The 18,991-nt window shown below is 33.5% G+C and carries 18 protein-coding genes; 7 read left to right on the plus strand and 11 right to left on the minus strand.

Annotated features, from left to right (window positions below; translation table 11 throughout):
• Positions 1-33 precede the first annotated feature (33 nt).
• Positions 34-612 (plus strand): outer membrane beta-barrel protein, encoded by a 579-nt coding sequence (locus IQ05_RS03965; protein WP_144890081.1) that lies wholly within the window; start codon positions 34-36, stop codon positions 610-612.
• A 96-nt stretch (positions 613-708) separates the two neighbouring features.
• Complete coding sequence (locus IQ05_RS03970) at positions 709-1,389, plus strand: TlpA family protein disulfide reductase (protein ID WP_144890084.1); 681 nt, start codon at positions 709-711, stop codon at positions 1,387-1,389.
• Between the two features lie 69 nt (positions 1,390-1,458).
• Here the strand turns inward: IQ05_RS03970 and IQ05_RS03975 are convergent, their stop codons facing one another.
• The gene (locus IQ05_RS03975; protein ID WP_144890086.1) at positions 1,459-2,973 is read right to left on the minus strand and encodes a S8 family serine peptidase; all 1,515 of its coding nucleotides are present in this window, start codon (positions 2,971-2,973) and stop codon (positions 1,459-1,461) included.
• 391 nt (positions 2,974-3,364) lie between these two features.
• Here IQ05_RS03975 and IQ05_RS15355 point away from each other — a divergent pair, with 391 nt between their 5' ends.
• Positions 3,365-3,535 carry a hypothetical protein gene (locus IQ05_RS15355; protein WP_158634575.1) on the plus strand — a complete coding sequence of 57 codons (171 nt, stop codon included), beginning with the start codon at positions 3,365-3,367 and terminating at the stop codon, positions 3,533-3,535.
• A 130-nt stretch (positions 3,536-3,665) separates the two neighbouring features.
• On the opposite strand, the gene IQ05_RS03980 is transcribed toward IQ05_RS15355, so the two are convergent.
• From IQ05_RS03980 to IQ05_RS04025, 10 genes are all read right to left on the minus strand, one after another.
• Positions 3,666-4,517, minus strand: coding sequence for a DUF3078 domain-containing protein (locus IQ05_RS03980; RefSeq protein WP_144890089.1), 852 nt, complete (start codon positions 4,515-4,517; stop codon positions 3,666-3,668).
• A gap of 341 nt (positions 4,518-4,858) precedes the next feature.
• A complete protein-coding gene (locus tag IQ05_RS03985; RefSeq protein ID WP_144890092.1) occupies positions 4,859-5,026 on the minus strand; it encodes a DUF2480 family protein in 168 nt (55 codons plus the stop codon).
• 389 nt (positions 5,027-5,415) lie between these two features.
• Positions 5,416-5,808 (minus strand): hypothetical protein, encoded by a 393-nt coding sequence (locus tag IQ05_RS03990; RefSeq protein ID WP_144890094.1) that lies wholly within the window; start codon positions 5,806-5,808, stop codon positions 5,416-5,418.
• Positions 5,809-5,822: 14 nt separating this feature from the next.
• Complete coding sequence (locus tag IQ05_RS03995) at positions 5,823-7,691, minus strand: M1 family metallopeptidase (RefSeq protein WP_144890097.1); 1,869 nt, start codon at positions 7,689-7,691, stop codon at positions 5,823-5,825.
• Between the two features lie 63 nt (positions 7,692-7,754).
• Positions 7,755-9,383: a S8 family serine peptidase gene (locus IQ05_RS04000; protein WP_144890099.1), complete on the minus strand. Its 1,629-nt coding sequence runs from the start codon at positions 9,381-9,383 to the stop codon at positions 7,755-7,757.
• Positions 9,384-9,567: 184 nt separating this feature from the next.
• Positions 9,568-11,229: a hypothetical protein gene (locus IQ05_RS04005; RefSeq protein WP_144890102.1), complete on the minus strand. Its 1,662-nt coding sequence runs from the start codon at positions 11,227-11,229 to the stop codon at positions 9,568-9,570.
• A gap of 6 nt (positions 11,230-11,235) precedes the next feature.
• Positions 11,236-12,372, minus strand: coding sequence for a hypothetical protein (locus IQ05_RS04010; RefSeq protein ID WP_144890105.1), 1,137 nt, complete (start codon positions 12,370-12,372; stop codon positions 11,236-11,238).
• Between the two features lie 211 nt (positions 12,373-12,583).
• Complete coding sequence (locus IQ05_RS04015; RefSeq protein WP_144890108.1) at positions 12,584-13,441, minus strand: MBL fold metallo-hydrolase; 858 nt, start codon at positions 13,439-13,441, stop codon at positions 12,584-12,586.
• A 131-nt stretch (positions 13,442-13,572) separates the two neighbouring features.
• Complete coding sequence (locus IQ05_RS04020; RefSeq protein WP_144890111.1) at positions 13,573-14,643, minus strand: M48 family metallopeptidase; 1,071 nt, start codon at positions 14,641-14,643, stop codon at positions 13,573-13,575.
• Between the two features lie 3 nt (positions 14,644-14,646).
• Positions 14,647-15,606: a YjgN family protein gene (locus tag IQ05_RS04025; RefSeq protein WP_144890114.1), complete on the minus strand. Its 960-nt coding sequence runs from the start codon at positions 15,604-15,606 to the stop codon at positions 14,647-14,649.
• 260 nt (positions 15,607-15,866) lie between these two features.
• On the opposite strand from IQ05_RS04025, the gene IQ05_RS04030 reads away from it, so the two are divergent.
• From IQ05_RS04030 to IQ05_RS04045, 4 genes are all read left to right on the plus strand, one after another.
• A complete protein-coding gene (locus IQ05_RS04030) occupies positions 15,867-16,196 on the plus strand; it encodes a HesB/IscA family protein (RefSeq protein ID WP_144890116.1) in 330 nt (109 codons plus the stop codon).
• An 82-nt stretch (positions 16,197-16,278) separates the two neighbouring features.
• Positions 16,279-17,727 carry a Fe-S cluster assembly protein SufB gene (gene sufB, locus IQ05_RS04035; RefSeq protein WP_144890119.1) on the plus strand — a complete coding sequence of 483 codons (1,449 nt, stop codon included), beginning with the start codon at positions 16,279-16,281 and terminating at the stop codon, positions 17,725-17,727.
• A gap of 64 nt (positions 17,728-17,791) precedes the next feature.
• A complete protein-coding gene (sufC, locus tag IQ05_RS04040) occupies positions 17,792-18,544 on the plus strand; it encodes a Fe-S cluster assembly ATPase SufC (protein ID WP_144890122.1) in 753 nt (250 codons plus the stop codon).
• A 50-nt stretch (positions 18,545-18,594) separates the two neighbouring features.
• Positions 18,595-18,963 carry a four helix bundle protein gene (locus tag IQ05_RS04045; RefSeq protein WP_144890125.1) on the plus strand — a complete coding sequence of 123 codons (369 nt, stop codon included), beginning with the start codon at positions 18,595-18,597 and terminating at the stop codon, positions 18,961-18,963.
• Positions 18,964-18,991 lie beyond the last annotated feature (28 nt).

The raw sequence follows: 18,991 nt of genomic DNA on the forward strand, positions 1-18,991 counted from the left end.
TTTAAATCAACTTACACAAGACAAAATTTAAATATGAAACAAAAATTATTTTTGGTAATATTATTTTTATCGCTAAAATCTTTTTCGCAGGATTCAAAACTTAGTCTTGAAATGCATTATCCACTAACGATGGGTCAAAATTTTATTAGTAAAAACTACAGTGGAATTATTGATGTAGGAGGAAAATTTAGATTTTCGGAATTAAAAAATATAAATATTGGTGCATCTTTAAACGGCGGAATTTTATCAAATAATACTAATGATAATAACGGAGATCAGGATTTTAGAGTTAAATCATATCTTATTCAACCAAGAATTTTTAGTGAATTGAAGATAGAATCAGTACCTAAAATACGCCCATTTGTTGGAATTGGTTATACTTTTATGGTTTTTAAAGCAACTGGAACTAATAATGGATTTGATGTTTCAGCTTCAAATAGCACAGAAAGTGTTATTAATGCAAATTTTGGAGTTGCTTATGACATTACAAGTAAAATATTCTTAGACCTTCAGTTTGATTATGTAAAATTAAATGTCGGCAATGAAGTTCCTAAAACGGCATTCAATACAAATGTAAATCTATTAAAAGTTGGTCTAGGTTTAAGATTGTAAAGGAGCTACTAAACTAGAAGTCGTTACAAGTTTTTCAAAAATATTAATTCAAAATAATTTATAATCAATATCCCTAACTTAAAAACCCGTACCAATATGAAAAACGTACTAAAAGTTGTCATTGCATTACTATTGATTGTTAATGTAAATTGTTTTGCTCAAAAAATATATTACGTAGTAAATGGAGAAGATATGATGAGCGACATCAACTACAAAGTTTACAAAGACAATAAGGCGAAAAACAGAAAACTTGAAGAAGTCAATTTAAAGACTATTGTAAAAAAGGATTCCATTGTAAATTACATAAGACTTACGGATTTGGCGGTTACGCCTGACGGCTTTGATCCTTGGGGAGATACAAAAAAGTTTATTGGAACAAAATTTCAAATTGAGCAATATGCTGATAACGACTTAAAAAATTTCAACAAAGATTATCTAGAGGGAAAACCAACTTACATTAATTTTTGGTTCACCAGATGCCCTCCTTGTATTGAAGAACTTCCGCTATTAAATCAATTAAAAGAAAACTTCAAAGATAAGGTCAACTTTATCAGCATTACCTTTGATGACTTGGCAGCGGTTGAGGTATTTTTAAAAAAGCACAAGTTTGAATATAAACATATTACTAATTCAGGTAAACAGATAGAAAAACTTAAAATTGATGCATATCCAACAAGTTTAATTTTGGATAAAAATGGAGTTATTAAAGTTGTAACCCCGGAAATAACATCAGCTGAAATGAAAGACATACAAATTACTCTTACGACTTTGTTATAAATTAAAATTATTGAACATAAAAAAACCACTTAATCTTTTCAGCATTAAGTGGTTTTGTTTTTTTACAGTTTATTGAACGGCTTTTAAAGCATCAATGTTTCCGTGACCAAAATCAGGATTTTTAGTTGGGTAATATCTTGAGGATTGTTTCATTTTTGTGAGGACTTGATCTCGTGTCCAAGTCGGATTTTTGGCCCAAACTAATGCTGCAATTCCTGCAGTAGTGGCAGTAGCCACAGAGGAACCTCCCACATAATCAGATTGATTGTCATAGTAACTTGTAACAGGAACTGTGTTTCCTCCTGTTGCTCTTTGCATAGCTATGGTAAAATCAATTTTATCTCCGGTGTGGCAAACATCACATTTTTGATAAGTAGTACCTTCTTTAACGCCTGTTACAGCCACTGCTTCGGGCATCCAAGCTGGGAAAATAACTCCAACAAAAGTGGTGAATGTTGTAGAAGTTCCACCGGCGCAGAATATCAATTTACCTCGGCTGTGAGCGTATTTTACACCATCAGAAATTTTCCCTACCGAAAATATGTATCCCATAGACATAGATATAATTTTTACATTCGGGTTATTACCTAAACCGGTAAAGGCATCTTTAACACCATTTTGTTCGTGGTAGCCTTCCAGTAATACGTTTTCTGCTGCTCTATAAGTAATTAAGTTGGCATTATAGGCAACGCCAACAGGCAATCCTTTATCATTTCTAGGTGCAGCCGCAGCCGCTGCCATGCTGGTTCCGTGTCCGCATAAATCACTAGGACCGTCTGTAGTGCTGCTCCATGGCCAAATAGAATCTACAAATGTTCCAAATTTTTGAATAGTACGACCAGTTGATAATCCGTTGTTAAAACTAGAGCCTAGTAAAGTTTGGTTTGGTGAGGTACCAGTGTCGATAACGCCAATTGTAATTCCTCGTCCAGTGCTTACATTCCAAGCGGATGGAATATTATGTTGGTAAAATGCCCAAGGCACTCTTGCATTAGGAGTGACGGTAGTAAAATCTGCCGTGTTTAAAGTAGAAGCTTCAAATCCACAACCTGAACTTGTGCTGGAGCTTGATCTTTCAACAGGACTTATTGCTTTATCACCTAAAAAACGATAATCAGCAGGTTCAACATATCGAATTAAATTGCTTTGTCTTAAAGCAATAACGGTTTCTTGTTTGGTGATAACAACATCCATAAGATTCAAATAGGCATCGGAAGAAACTAAAACATCCTTGATTTCTTTCCCTTCATATTTAGAAATAAGTTGCAGTAATTCCTCTTGCATTTTTTGATTGTTTGATGATTTACTTCTGTCAAAATCAGTTTCGGAATTTCCAAAACCAATTGTGATTAAATTTTGTCCTTGCAAAGCGGCACTCCAAATCATTTGACTAGACATTTCACTCCAATGAAACTGTTTGTTTGAAGATAAAATTTGATTAATGGTAGTGTTAATTTGTGTTGTGGTTAATGGGTCTTTTTGCAAAGGATTTACCGAAACGGTTTGGTTTTCGCTTTCATCTCTGCTACAGGAGGTGAACACAATAGCGGTTACGAGTACTAATCTAAAAAGTTTAAATGTCATATTATTTTATTTTTGGTTAATAGATTGTGAATATAGCATTATTTTGTTATTAATTTTAGTAAAAAACTCTATTTTAGTTAAATAGCACAACTGTTAGTCTGTTTGTCTCTCATTTAGTACGAGGATGCATTCTTTTGAAATAAAAATCTAAGTTATTGTTAGCAGGCAATATAGCTTAATAGCTCGTTAGGAATGATATTTTGGTCACTATGGATAGCAACTTTTAAACATAAATTTTTTCATCGAACCGAATTTTAATTTTTAACTTTTTTTGTAGTTAAAATCAGTTATATTTATTGGATTATTTTTGAAGATGACGTGCTGCGTTAAAGGAAGTTTGCAAAAGAAGGATTTTATTTTTAACCCAAATAAAAACTTTAAAAGGAATAGTATGAAAGAATTAGAAACTAAAATTTGTACAATAATAGAAAGGCTTAACACTATGAATGCACAAGGAAAAATACAAGTGCAGTACAAGATTTTAGCTGTTTTACTGAGTGTAATGGTAATTTTTCAATTAGGGAAATGTTTTGGAGAACTTATTTTTTATATCAATAATTAATTGCAAAAGCTTAAAAATTACTAATTATCATTTTTGTATTCACTAATACTTGCTAATCAGGATAGTTGCAAGAAATAAAAAATAGCCTTTTAGAAATATCCAAAAGGCTGTTTTTATAAATAGGGTTTAATTACAATCCGTAGTTTACACCTAAACCAAATAATTGTCCAACTTGAATGCCTTTTATGGCATTGTCATCATAAATGGCTTGCACAGCAATATTAGCCGATAAGTATTTATTGATTTTCATCACCACATTCAATTGGTAATCAAAATCAACATTTTGCGGGTTATCAAGATAATTAGAATATAAATTCAGACGGTTTTGAATTGACACATTGGTCATGACATTTACTTTGTAGTACGCAGAGATACTGGCTCCAAACTCAAAACGAGAATTATCTCCTTGAAGTACACCAAATGACGGTCCAAATTCTGTGAAATGATCGTGTACAAATATGGCTTTTGCTGCAGCAGGTGCAAAATTGACGCTTAGATTTTCGTTCTTTTTCCATAGCATACCTGGACCCGTTTGGAAATAAGCCGGAGAAAAGAAATGTGATATTCTGAGGCCGTTTTTATTATCTAAACCAGTGTCCATTTGAGTCTTAAAATTGAAGTAGGCCGAGTAGAACCAGTTTCCAGACGCTTTTTTACCCCATAAAGAGTTGATCTCTAAACGGTCATCTGTTTTAGCAATACGCTCGTTACCTTTTATTTTACTTAATCCGTATGCCAATATAAATTTGTTATCCCAAACGACATCGTCTTTTTTATAATTGAAATCGTAGTTCAAACCAAAATTTCCAGCAATGTTTGAGGTTCCTCCACCTAGCCATTCTTTATTGTATGAAGATTGACTAAACAGTAAAGAAACGTTTCCTTTTCTTGTCCAAGCTTTGGTAGAATCCTTAGGTGTTTCTTGAGCGTTTACAACTGATAACGCAAAAATAAATACAAGTGTAAGTAGTGTTTTTTTCATATTATTAAGTTTATATTCACAAATGTATATAAAAAAATAATACCACTAATATACTTAAGTTATTGGAAACAAGTCTTATACGACTTAATTAGATTGTAATAAATACTTGTGTACCAAGAATAAATAAGTTTAAAATGACCATTGTCAAAATTTTGTTCTTGTAAATTAATTCACTGTAAATCAATATTTTAAATTTTATAAATGGATTTTTTTATCTTTATACTTGAATCTAAAAAAGTAATTTCTATCTCAAAAAGGGTGATAAATTTTAACAAAAAAAGCACATTTTATTTTTTAGATAAAATACTCATATTTCCGATAAGGAACATAAAAACTCTTTTTTAAACGTACAGAAAGGAGGAAATTGTTTTGACAAAAAGGTTTTGTATTGTTAAAACGGATTTATTTTTTACTGTTTTAAACAACGGCACTGCCGAACTAGCTTCGCCATACATAATGCTTCGCACAAAAGACTGTGAATAGTGAGCTGCTAGAATATAGACGCGCATGGTTATAATTTTTAAGCTAAAGTCAAGTGGACATAAGATGTTGATTTATTGTTTTAAATTTTAAATCTATTTTTAAATCGTTTTTTCTATTCATCTCGTTGCCAAAGCTTTTTGGTCTTCATAGAAAAATATCCTTCACATTAAAGTCAATCAATAAGCATATTGAGGTATTGAATACACTCATATAGGGTAGTAATTGCATTTTATTAATTTGAAAATCTCATATTAAAATACTAATTTTTAATAGTTGCAAAATTTAATATAGGTATTTACTTTATCTATATACTTATTGAAGAAATGGAAATAAGTACTGGTTGTAATTTTTTAGATAAAATATTGCTATAAAAAAATGCCGCAAAACAGATATTTTGCGGCATTAAAAGAAAGTGTTATTTTTGATATTTAGTGAGTATCGTGTTGATCTGTTTACAATCGGATGCGGAGTTTACTTCTAGCAAATCTCTTGTTTTTCCGTTTTTCAACGTTAGAAAATATTTTTTTCTACCAAACGAAACACGTTCCTCAACTCCTATTATTTGATTTAAAGGAATATTTTCTGTAGCCGTTTTTTTGAAATAATAGAGATACAATCCTATGGCGGATACCATACCTAAAACCAACCAAATCAATTTCATAAATCCAAAAGCAACTTGAGCATTGGATAAATTTAAGATTGCATTGACAAAAGTCACGATCAGTAACAATCGTACTATAAGAAAATGGCTCTTCAAACCGTCTTTAATTTCGAGTGAAGCAGTTACTTCATTATATTTGAATTTCATGTAAAAATCAACTTCTATTTAAAAACGTTATTCTCTTTTTTAATATCGGCCATTAAACTGCTAGGGTCGATGGTAATGCTTTTAATCCCCGATTTTGATTTTGGAATGTTGAGTTCGTAAGTAGGATACGCCCAAGCCCAATCAGAAAGTACCGTTCTTTTAATTGCTGGATACGGATTTTCTTTCTCAAAACTCATCATGCGCAAAGGCACATAAAAACTTTCTACTGTTCCATCTGTATATTCTACTAACAAATCAATTGGCATTGGCATTCTACCAATTCGTTCTAAAACTACTTTAGTTTGACCTGCGTTTTCAGTTACTTCTTTAATACCGTAATCAATAGTGTTGGTTGTTTGTGTCCAATCTGTTAAATACCAATCTAAGTTAGCACCTGAAACTCTCTCAGCAGTTCTTTTAATATCATTTGGCGTAGGGTGCTTGAATTTGAAATCGCTATAATACTTTTTCAAAGTCTTCATCAAATTGTCTTTCCCAATCAAATAGACTAATTGTGTCAAGAAAAGTTCACCTTTACTGTATGAACTAATACTGTATACTCTATTTTCATCAAAACGATCAGCGTGTGTTCCTTGAGGTAACTCTTTACCGGAATTTACCATTGAAAAATATCCTGTGTAGCCACCCGCAAATGGATTTTCAACCTTTTTATCTGCAACTTCGTTCATTCCTAAATCTTCCAAAAAAGATGTAAAACCTTCATCCATCCAACCGTGTTTAGATTCGTTTGAGGCCAATACGTGTTGGAACCAAGAGTGCGCCATTTCGTGAGCCGTTACACCTAACAATCCTTCAAATTTACCTTGACCTAAAATCAAAGTACACATGGCATACTCCATTCCGCCATCGCCACCTTGAATTACCGAATATTGTTTGTACGGATAATCGCCTACGGTTTTGTTGTAAAACTCCATCAATTTTACAGTCAACGGCTGTAAATTTTTCCAGTTTTCAATGTACTGCGGATTATTTTTGTACAAAAAGTGAATGTCAACACCGTTTGGACCTTTGGCAATATCATGGATGTAATTTTTATCAGCTGCCCAAGTAAAGTCGTGAACCATTGGTGCTTTAAAATGCCAAGTAAGTGTTTTTGCTTTTTTAGGAATGGAAACCACTACGCCTTGATCTTGGTAACCGTGACCAATTTCGTTAGGATTTTGTAAGTAACCTGTTCCCCCTAAAACATAATTTTTATCAATAGTAATTTTTACATCAAAGTCGCCCCAAACTCCGTGAAATTCTCTAGCAATGTAAGGATCTGCATGCCAACCTTCAAAATCAAATTCAGCTAATTTAGGATACCATTGCGCCATTGAAAGTTCAACACCTTCAGCATTATTGCGTCCTGAACGACGAATTTGCACTGGAACTTGACCGTCAAAATCTAGTGTAAAAGTTGTTTTTGAATTGGGTAACATTGGCTTAGCCAAAGTAACTTCAAGAATAGTTCCTACTTCTTTAGCAGATGCAGTGACACCATTTTGCTTAAAATTAGTCACATGTAAAAAGCCAATTTCGTTTGGTTTCAAGTTTTTGATACGGCTTTCTTTAATTTCTTTGTCGCCCACTTTAACTTTAGAAACCATTCTTCCGTCAGGATCTTTAATGTTTTGAATGCGTACATCCATTTCGCTGCCAGGCTGAAAAGCATTATTGAACAAGTGGTAGTATACTTTTCTAAGTGTATCTTTAGAGTTATTGGTATACACTAATTCTTGTGTGCCTTTGTATGTATAAGTTGATACATCCATAGTAACAGCCATTTTATAGTCAACATGTTGTTGCCAATAATTTGAATTTTGTGCCCATAGGTTGCCAAAGCTAGATACTAATATGGTGCATAAAAGTAGTTTTTTCATAGGTAGTTAAAATAAAAATGGAAGGACAATTTGTCCTTCCATAAAATTAAGTTTTTTTTTAATTTATTTTGACATTTTCTCTGCCATTAATAAAGCGTTGTATGCATTTACAATTTTACCAGATTTTGATAATGTTGAAAACGAACGTTTGTCAGCTGCTTTTCCTCCAACAACAACTTCGGTCGTAATAGCTACACCAGATTCCATCAAGATTTGTTTTACTTGTTTAGCCGATAATTTTGGATAATACGAACGAATCAAAGCAGCAACCCCAGCAGTGTTTGGCGCAGCCATTGAGGTACCTTGTAAGTATTGGTATTCGTTGTTTGGAGTAGTTGCATAAATTTTTACACCTGGTGCAAAAACATCTACATTCAGTTTCCCAATGTTTGAAAAACGTGCCACAACTTTGTCTCCGTATTCAAAATTTAATGCTCCAATAGTAATTACATTATCCGAAAACTCTTTTACTTTATCTTCAGAGTCATTTGGAAAATTCTCAGCAAAATCGATGTCTTTTGCGTCATTACCTGCCGCGTGAACAAACAATACATCTTTTTTCTCCGCATATTTTAAAGCATCATAAACCCATTGTCTGTGTGGCGAAAAGCTTTTTCCAAAACTTCCGTTGATTACTTTAGCACCATTATCAACTGCATAACGAATCCCTAATGCTATGTCTTTATCGTACTCATCTCCGTCTGGAACGGCACGAACGGTTAAAATTTGAACGTTGTTAGCCACTCCGTCTCCACCTAAACTATTGTTTCTAGACTGTGCTACAATTCCTGCTACGTGCGTTCCGTGCAAAATTTCGTTTTTGTCTGGACCCATTACATTATTGTTACCATATTTAGTATCGTTAATGTCGTTAGGATTATCGCCTACAACTTTACGGTAATCTGTTTTAAGATTATCACCATTAAGAAGTGCATCTTGAGCGTCTTTTTGTTTTTGAACCGCTACCTTAAGTTCAGCAACTGGTAAGCCATATCCTAACATTTGTAGCATTGTAGCTTTACTTTTAAGCAAGTTTTGATCTTGAGTGTCGATTGCCTTTACTTCTTCAGCAGTATATATCGTTTTACCTAAATGTTTTGCAACAGCGGCATCACTTGATGTTAATGATTCAATCATTTCTGTAGAGCGAGCCTTAATCATTGCTGCATCGTCAACTTTTTTATCATTTAAAGCCTTAGCTTCTAGGTATGTTTTTTCATCTACCAATGATTTATCCTTGATGATTCTCTCGTATTCTAGATTTTCCTTTGTAATGTCTCCCAAGAAATTCCAGCCATGAATGTCGTCTATGTAACCATTTTTGTCGTCATCTATACCGTTACCCGCTATTTCTTTGGCATTAGTCCAAAGTACTGATTTTAAATCTTCGTGTTCAATATCTACACCCGAATCTACAATACCTACAATAACAGGCACGCCTTTTTTTCCTTTTAGCAATTCTGCGTAAGCTCTGTCAACGCTCATTCCAGGAATGGTATCTGTTACTATATCCAGGTGACTCCAACGTTTTAGATCATTTTCAGTAAGCGCCGCCTTCTTTTTAACATTTAAAGGTGCACTAATGGTAACTAAATTCGAAGTTGAAGCACTTGAAACTTGCTTTGCTGCTCCACAACCTACCAATGCTAAAAAAGCAAAAGTAGAAATGTAAATGGGTTTAATGGTATTCATTGGTTTGTTTTTATTTATTTTTGAAATATTGGTCTAAAATAATTGATTTTGTTACACAAATATAAGGATTAACACTATGTTAAGAAAATTTAAATAAAAATGTAGTTTTTATTTGATAAGATTCAAAAACAATAAAAAAAGCTACCCTTGTAAGGTAGCTTTGATCTTGTATTTATTTGGTTTATTAATTACCGCATAATGCTGTATAATCCTCAAACATCTTGATGTAAGTTTCTTTATTTTCAAAATTGTATAGTCCATTATTGATGTTTTCAATCATTTTAGGACAATCTGAAAAATATTCTCTTAATTCTTTTTTTCTACCAATTAAAACAGATGGACTGAAAAAATCATCTTGAATTCGTTTTTTCAAAACGTATGCATCTTGAGGGAAAAACTCATGAAATACAGATATTTTTTCTCCTTTTTTAATTTCTTCAAACAAAGAATATCTTTTTGTATTCACATCAGATGTAAGACCTACTCCTTTACCAGTTTGACCTCCAATATAAAAATGACCTTCATTGTCTTTGATATTCGCTACTTTTTTCAAGTTAGTGCGTTCTGGTTTTTTCTGTCCTTCAATGTAAATTCTTACTGTACTTTTATCTGAACCAATACCATCAACTAAGGAACGCAGTCCTGAAACTTGCGACTCCGTTCGAAAATCTACTAGTTCCGGATAATCACTAACAATTCTAACTTTACCTTTGAAAACCTTACCGTCTACATCTAAAACTTCTCCGTCAAATTCAGCATATCTAAAAGCGGTTGCAGCTTTTTTGTACGATGCTAAAATTGGCTCTGCTTGCATCGCCTCTAATGTGGTTGCTTTTTCAGTAGTTTTTTTGTACTCGTCAATATTAGCTGCCAGTCTTGTTAAAAACGGATGGTGCGTACGTATTCCTAAAAAGCTTTTTTCGTTTTCCTTTACTCCGTCTAAATATTTTGTAGCTTCTTCAACTTGACCTAAAAGCAAATAGGTTGTAGCCAAATTATAATGTGCACTAAAACGAACTTTTTTCTGAATATCCTCGTCATTTTTATCTTCAAAAGCTAAAAACTCTTTCCAATACTTTTGAGCTTCACCAAATAAGCTTGGCCAATCCGCTCTATCTACATCAACTAAAGTAGGTAATACTTGAACTGATTGATTGAACTCATCTGGATTAAAGGTTGATTTTGATTTCTTTTTCTTTTCAATATCAAAATAACGTAAACCCGAAACTTCAGGTCCATACAAGTAAAAACCTTCAAACTCTTGTAACATCGAATAGAAATTTGTAGTTAAAATTCGAGTCACTAAAGCTTCATAACTATAGGTTGGATCAGTTACAAACATGTTAACTTTTGGCGTTGTATACCTCTTATAAATAACCTTGCCTGTTTTGTCCATGATTTCAAGGTTAGACTCCATTCCTATATAATACGCAGGAGATTTTTGATAATACGACTGCACATAATCTTCGTCATTGATAGACTCAAATCTTGAAACTGTATATTTAATTTTAAATTCTCCATCATTGGTTTTTTTCAAGCCTGAGATAAAGAAAATGTTATTTATTTTTTCACTTGAATATGGAATTTTTCTAAATGCAAAACTGTCTTCAATACCTGTTGATAAATCTAGTTTAATTTCATAGGTTTTGTAGTTCCCGTATTGTTTGTCAACTGGAGCCTCAGGACCTCTTAAATTCAAAGTATTTTTTCTTTCTTCATCTTGACCTGCTGGAGTTCCAGAGCCCTCCACTTTACTGATCATTTTACCTAGTGAAAACTGGCTGTAAGCATTACAACTTAGTATTGTAAAGGCACCTATTAATGCTAATTGTGTAATTTTTTTCATTCGTGATTAATTAAGAGTTGGGTTGTGTGTTGATCTTGTATTTGCAATTTTAAAATCTTCTATTAATTTATTGGCGCGGTTAATTAATTCTTTACCATCTGACTTGTCATAGTCATTTAAAATTAACTTCTCTGCCTCAACGATAGTCTTTTCTGGTTCGTCTGTTAATAAATAAATCACGGCTAAATTATAATATGCGGAGTATCTCATTTTACGGGCTGGTTTACTATCATCAGCATATTTTGTTTTTAAAGAATCAAAATAATTTATTAAAGGTTGCATGCTGCTTTTTAAATCCTCAATTGGTTGATCCGCTTTCATATTTTTAAATAATTCTCTAACAGCTTGAATAGCTTCTATTTGAGTAGAGCCCTCTTCATTTTTAGCGTCTAAAATCCACAAAATTTGATTTGTGCTAATTGGTTTAAAGCCATAGGAATAGTTTACACTTGTGTTAAATCTGTTCACGGTACCGTCTACATAACCTCTCAAGGTATTGTCGTGAACCCCATTTCTATTAAGATTAAAAGATTTCATAGCCGATGCAGCGTCCTGAAATTCAGCTGATTTAACTTCTATGTCGTCGTTAAAATTCCAATTAAATCCTCCATTATCAGAGACTGTGTCTTTTTTTACCACTGCGTTTTTCAAAAATCTGTTCGTAGATGCAGCTGCTTGCTTCGCCTTTTCTTCTTCAATTTGTTTTGCTGTTAAAGGAATTGGTGTGCGGGGTCCTGCTATTTTTGCATATCCTCTTCCTGAGTATTTTGCTAATACGTAATGATACTCTCTACGACTTGTTACTCTGCCTTCTTTATCCTTATTCTCTTCAACGCGCACCTGAGATGTAACGCTCTTTTCTACAAAATCTTCAATATGTAAGGCGATTTTTACTGTTGCTCCTTCGTCAACTTTTTTCCAGCCATAAATATTAATTCTCTCATTTAATGAAGTTGGGTTTGTATACGTTTGTATTTTTCCGCCTAATTTAACTTCTGAAGCATAGGTTCTTTTTTCAAAAGGCACAGGCTCTTTTGGAAGTGCTTGATAACTAACATCAAAGTAAAAACGATCTAAGTCTACCTTTTGGGCTGAAATAGTAACAGAAATTAAAAACAACAAAAAAATTAAAGTTTTTTTCATAGGTGTATTTTTATAAATTTGTGACAAACCTATTTATTATATTCAAGAAAAACAATTTATTCTCTTACTAAAATTCAAATAATTCTTCATTTAAAAATTGCACAAACTCTCTAATCAGCTTTACCTTATATATCATATTAACATAAGGGATTAGTCAAAAAAAATCCCCAATTACATAGTAAAAAGGGACTTGTTTTTAATAGGTTGGTATCTAAAATAGTTCTTCGGTAGTAAATACATCTTGTAATCGTATACCTTTTTCTGTATTTTGCACGGTAATGATTTGGTTGTGTGCATCGTGTTCTAAAAATAAATAATGGTTTTGTTCTACTGCAGCGTGCAAAAATTTAGTTTTTTCTGGCATAGTTAGCAAAGGTCGTGTATCATAGCCCATTACATACGGTATCGGAATGTGTCCGGCTGTGGCCAATAAATCAGCGCAAAAAACGATGGTTTTACCTTTATATTGAATGTGCGGAATCATTTGCTTTTCTGTATGGCCATCCACAAAAAAGATTCCAAATCCTAATTCAGATTTTTCAAGAAAATCTCCTTCGGGCCTTTGTATAAAATGCAGTTGACCACTTTCTTGCATGGGCAAAATATTTTCAGACAAGAACGAAGCTTTCTCTCTTGGGTTGGGTTTTGTAGCCCATTCCCAGTGATTTTCGTTGGTCCAAAACTTTGCGTTTTTAAAGGCTGGTTCGTAACCCGTTTTGTCTTTATTCCATTGTACACTTCCACCACAGTGGTCAAAATGCAAATGCGTCATAAACACATCCGTAATATCGTCGCGGTGAAAACCGTATTTTGCCAAAGATTTATCTAAAGAATGGGAACCCCATAAAGAATAGTATCCGAAAAATTTATCAGATTGTTTGTTTCCCATTCCGGTGTCTATCAAAATCAAGCGGTTTCCCTCTTCAATTAATAAGCAACGTGCTGCTATGTCAATGAGGTTATTGGCATCAGCTGGATTGGTTTTATTCCAAATGGTTTTGGGCACCACGCCAAACATAGCGCCACCATCTAACTTAAAATTACCCGTTTCTATTGGATATAGTTTCATAATGTATCAAAATTGTTGGCTCTAAAATTAAGCATATTTATTGATACCGTACTAAAAGTGTGTAGAAACAAATTGCACCCAAACCAATACACAACTGAGGTGTAATGGTTTAAGTGCAATTTGATTTTATATTATTTTTTTAATTGTTGAAACAACTGTTGCAGATTTCTATTTGCTTCAACTTGGTGCGGAGTTGATTTAACCAATTGTCTAGTGGTTGCAATGCGCTGCTGTGTGACAGGATGCGAACTCAAAAACTCCGGGATAATGGCATCGCCTTCGTCTTGTAATCTTTTAAACAAGTTCAACATTCCGTTTGGGTTGACCTTATTTTTAATCACAATAGCAAAACCTTCTCGATCAGCCTCTTGTTCAAACTCACGCGAAAAGGATAGCGACTGAAAACTATTAACGTTATCACCAATTGTGGCCATAATTCCGTTTGCATCCCCTAAAATTGCCGAGATAAATAAATAACCAGACAAGTTGCGGCATAACATTTTCATAGAATGCCTGTGATTAACGTGGGCTGCCTCGTGGCCTAAAAGTGCGACCAACTCATCATAGTTTTTCATCTTGTTGACAATACCGGAATAAACCACAATGGTACCATCTGGTAAAGCAAAAGCGTTCACTACATCCTCTTCTACAAAAATAAATTTCAAGTTTTTTTTGTTGTTCAATTGTAGCTCTTTTGCGAAAGCATTCAAAGCTTTGGTCTTCTTAGATTCGACCTCCGAAAACAATAAATGGTCACTGATAAAGGTGCCACTTAAAGTATTATCATAACTTTCGGGAATAAGGACTACTGATCTTTCACCAACCCAAGGTATGGCATACAAATAAGTCAGTCCGATTAAGGCAAAAATAACTAACGCCAAAACGAGATGCATCTTGAAACCAGAAGCAAGCAATTTTTCATACCAATTGATATGGTTGTTCTCTTTCCTGAATTTCTGAATGGCCGCTGCAAATGTAGCATCGGTTATTTTAAGGATTTCAATACCATCAGTACTTTGTTTTTGCAACTGCAAAGAGTTTCCAAAATTTTCAAAACTAACAGCTGAAATCAACCACCGCTCATGATGACCCGTTTCGGTTTCAAAAAGAAGCATACCTTTTTGTGTATCCAAAAACAGTGAACAAGGCTGCGGAACAGCTGATTTACCATCAAAAAAAATTCCTACGGACTGATTACTCATACTTTATACTATAAAATCTATGTCTAAAAAGTCGCTAATATCGTCACCTGTTGCGTCTTTAAAATTCTCTTCGGTTTGTTGCAAAGTGTTTAAATCGATCGTGCCATCTAATTCAATATGATCAAATATAAACTTCATAGTTCTCGTAACAACCCAAGCATACCCAAGACCAAGCGTAAAAATAATCATTAACAAATTAATAATTATAAGGCCTATAAAATCGGCTCCCGTAGCTGTTGATGTAAATTCAATTCTTTTATCGTCTTTATGCAGTGATAAATTATTAACATAGTACTCAAAAATATCTTTTTGCCACCAAAAAGAGTAAATCCCAAGTGTAAACAAAGTCAAGAAATATCCTTTTATGTTCATCAGTAGATAATCTCCACCATCACCATCGTAATTCATTTCGGCATCACCAAAGCGAATGTTGCTCAAAACATAACTACGTAAGTTCATTTGAAACCAAGAACCATAAATACCAAGCGTTATTACAGTATAAAAAATCCATTTAAAAAAAAGTTTGACAAACTCTTTTTTATCACCACGATACCCAAAACGGATTCCTCTCCAAGTGGTACGCGACATTCTGTAACGGTAAGATCCGTGAATGGCTAAAGGTAAAACGGCAAAGATTCCCAAATAAAAGAACAACAGCCCTAAGAAAGGCATTTCTAAATAAACAAAAATTCCCATTACCGCCGCTAAACAAATAAACAAAACTATAGCTTTAAGAAAGCCTTTAAACATCTCTTTACCCGTACCATGAAAAGCAAAAGCATCATCATTTAAAGTTGTTTGCCCAAACATAAATTGGAGCGTTTTGGCTTTCGCCCAAGGATAATAAATTCCTAATGTAACAATTGTTAAAAGCCAATTGACGATTACGATTCCAAAAAAAGTTTCGCCTTTTCCTTTAAAATCTAATTTGTACTGCATCTTTTCTGGTAAAATTTCTTCCATAATAAGTTTGTTTTAATTATTTGTAAGTTATAAGGGACTAAAAGTAATTTAATTTTTTGAAAAACAACTAATAAGTATTTTCTATTTTAAGATTAGTTATAAAAATGTTATTGATTATGGAAAAAGTATTTTATATAGTATCTTTGCGGTTAATTTAGACAAAATCAAGATAGCACAATTGACTTAAAATTTAAAGCTCTGATAACAAAGATGCTAGGTAGATTTTAACAATCAATATGTTATTGCAAAACAACATAAACATGATAAAAGTTTCTGATACTGCCAAAAAGAAAATTATCGACTTGATGAAAGACGATGGTTTTGACGCCGCTACAGATTATGTGCGGGTTGGTGTTAAAAGCGGAGGTTGTTCCGGTTTATCTTATGATTTGAAATTCGATAACAACAAAGGCGAAGACGATAAAATATTCATAGACAACGACATTACAATAGCTGTTGAAAAAAAATCATTTCTCTATTTAGCAGGAACCGTTTTAGAATTTTCTGGTGGATTAAACGGGAAAGGATTTGTATTTAACAATCCAAATGCAACCAGAACATGTGGTTGCGGGGAATCATTCTCTCTATAGTCATAATGTCAAATGTCATAAAGCCGAAAGACTTACAATGACTTTAAAACTTTAGACTTTAAAAACTTTAAGACAAAAAAATATGTCAAAATACACAGAAGACGACTTAAAAATCGAACTCGAAAATAAAGAATACGAATACGGATTTTACACCGAGCTGGAAGCCGAAACTTTTCCTATTGGTTTAAACGAAGACATCGTTCGTGCCATTTCTCAAAAAAAGGAAGAACCACAATGGATGACAGATTGGCGTCTTGAGGCTTTTCGTGCTTGGGAGCAAATGGTAGAACCAGAATGGGCTAACGTACATTATGTAAAACCTGATTTCCAAGCTATATCCTATTATTCAGCACCAAAAGCAGTAGATCCTAATAAAACATTAGATGATGTAGATCTGGAACTTTTAGAAATGTACAAAAAGTTAGGCATCTCTGTGGATGAGCAAAAAATGATGAATAATGTAGCTATGGATATTGTGGTTGACTCGGTATCGGTAGCTACAACATTCAAGAAAACATTAGGCGAAAAAGGAATCATTTTTATGAGTATTTCTGAAGCCATTAAAGAGCATCCAGAATTAGTACGTAAATATTTAGGAACTGTAGTGCCGCAGAAAGACAACTTCTATGCTGCCTTGAACTCGGCTGTTTTCTCTGATGGATCTTTCTGTTATATCCCAAAAGGGGTGCGTTGCCCAATGGAACTTTCTACTTATTTCCGTATCAATCAAGCCGGTACAGGACAATTTGAAAGAACTCTATTAGTAGCTGACGCAGGAAGTTATGTTTCTTACCTTGAAGGATGTACGGCACCAAGTCGAGATGAAAATCAATTACATGCTGCAGTTGTAGAGTTAATTGCTCTTGACGATGCCGAAATAAAATATTCAACCGTACAAAACTGGTATCCTGGAAACAAAGAAGGTAAAGGTGGTGTTTATAACTTTGTGACCAAAAGAGGAATTTGCGAGAAAAATGCAAAAATTTCTTGGACACAAGTAGAAACAGGATCAGCAGTAACTTGGAAATATCCATCGGTAGTTTTAAAAGGGGATAATTCAACTGGTGAATTTTATTCTATTGCGGTAACTAATAATTACCAACAAGCAGATACAGGGACCAAAATGATCCATTTAGGTAAAAACACTAAATCGACTATTATTTCCAAAGGAATTTCGGCTGGTAAATCACAAAACAGTTACCGTGGTTTAGTGCAAATTAGTGCTAATGCGGATAATGCTAGGAATTTTTCGCAATGTGATTCCTTATTAATGGGGAATAATTGTGGAGCACATACGTTTCCGTACATCGAAAGTAAAAATCCATCGGCAAAAATAGAACACGAGGCTACGACTAGTAAAATTGGCGAAGACCAAGTTTTCTATTGCAATCAACGAGGTATTCCAACTGAAAAAGCAATTGCATTAATTGTAAACGGTTTCAGTAAAGATGTATTGAATAAGCTACCAATGGAATTTGCTGTAGAAGCACAAAAATTATTGGAAATTTCTCTTGAAGGGTCGGTGGGATAAAAATTAGACAACCGATAGAAAACTAAATGAATCTTAATACCTTAATGGTTTAAAATAAAATCTAATGTTAAGCATAAAAAATTTACACGCCTCAATAGGTGACAAAGAAATATTAAAAGGGATTAACCTTGAAGTAAAAGCGGGAGAAATTCACGCGATAATGGGACCAAACGGTGCTGGAAAAAGTACCCTTTCGGCGATTATTGCAGGAAATGAAAACTATGAAGTGACTCAAGGAGAAATCTTTTTGGATAACGAAGACATTTCAGAATTGGCTCCAGAGGAAAGAGCGCACAAAGGTGTTTTTCTTTCGTTTCAATATCCTGTTGAAATTCCTGGAGTTTCAGTAACTAACTTCATGAGAACAGCTATCAACGAAACACGTAAAGCAAACGGTCAGGAAGAAATGCCTGCCAACGAAATGCTAAAAGTGATTCGTGAAAAATCAGAATTACTAGAAATAGACCGAAAGTTTTTGTCACGTTCTTTAAACGAAGGTTTTTCGGGTGGAGAGAAAAAGCGTAATGAAATTTTTCAAATGGCTATGCTAGAACCAAAATTAGCTATTCTTGATGAAACCGATTCTGGACTAGATATCGATGCTTTGAGAATTGTTGCCAATGGTGTTAACAAACTAAAAAGCGATAAAAATGCTATCGTAGTGATCACACACTACCAAAGATTACTTGATTATATCGTTCCTGATTTTGTTCACGTTTTGTACAACGGAAAAATTGTAAAATCTGGCGGTAAAGAATTGGCGCACGAGCTAGAAGAAAAAGGATACGACTGGATTAAACAAGAACAAGAAGCTTAAAATTAAATAGTCTAAAGTCAAAGGTCTTATAAAGTCAAAAGAAAAAAGTAATGGGGAAATTTGGCTCTTTCGAAGAAATTAATTCTTGGCAAAAAGCAAGAATTTTTAATAAAAGAATATACCAAATCACTGAAAATACAAATTTCAAGAAAGACTTTGATTTCATTAGACAAGTTAGACGAGCTTCAATTTCGATATCATCAAATATAGCTGAAGGGTTTGAAAGAAATACTGACAAAGAGTTTGTTTACTTTTTATACGTTGCAAAAGCTTCTGCTGGAGAAGTTCGTTCTCAATTATATTTAGCATTTGATTTAGAATATATTACAAAAGAAGAATTTGAAAAACTTTTAGAATCAGTTACAGAAATATCAAAATTGTTAAGTGGTTTTATTAAATATCTGAGTCCAAAGTCATAAAGAGGTAACCTCAGTGTAACTTTAAATA

It is taken from the genome of Flavobacterium tiangeerense, assembly GCF_007830355.1.
GTDB lineage: Bacteria > Bacteroidota > Bacteroidia > Flavobacteriales > Flavobacteriaceae > Flavobacterium > Flavobacterium tiangeerense.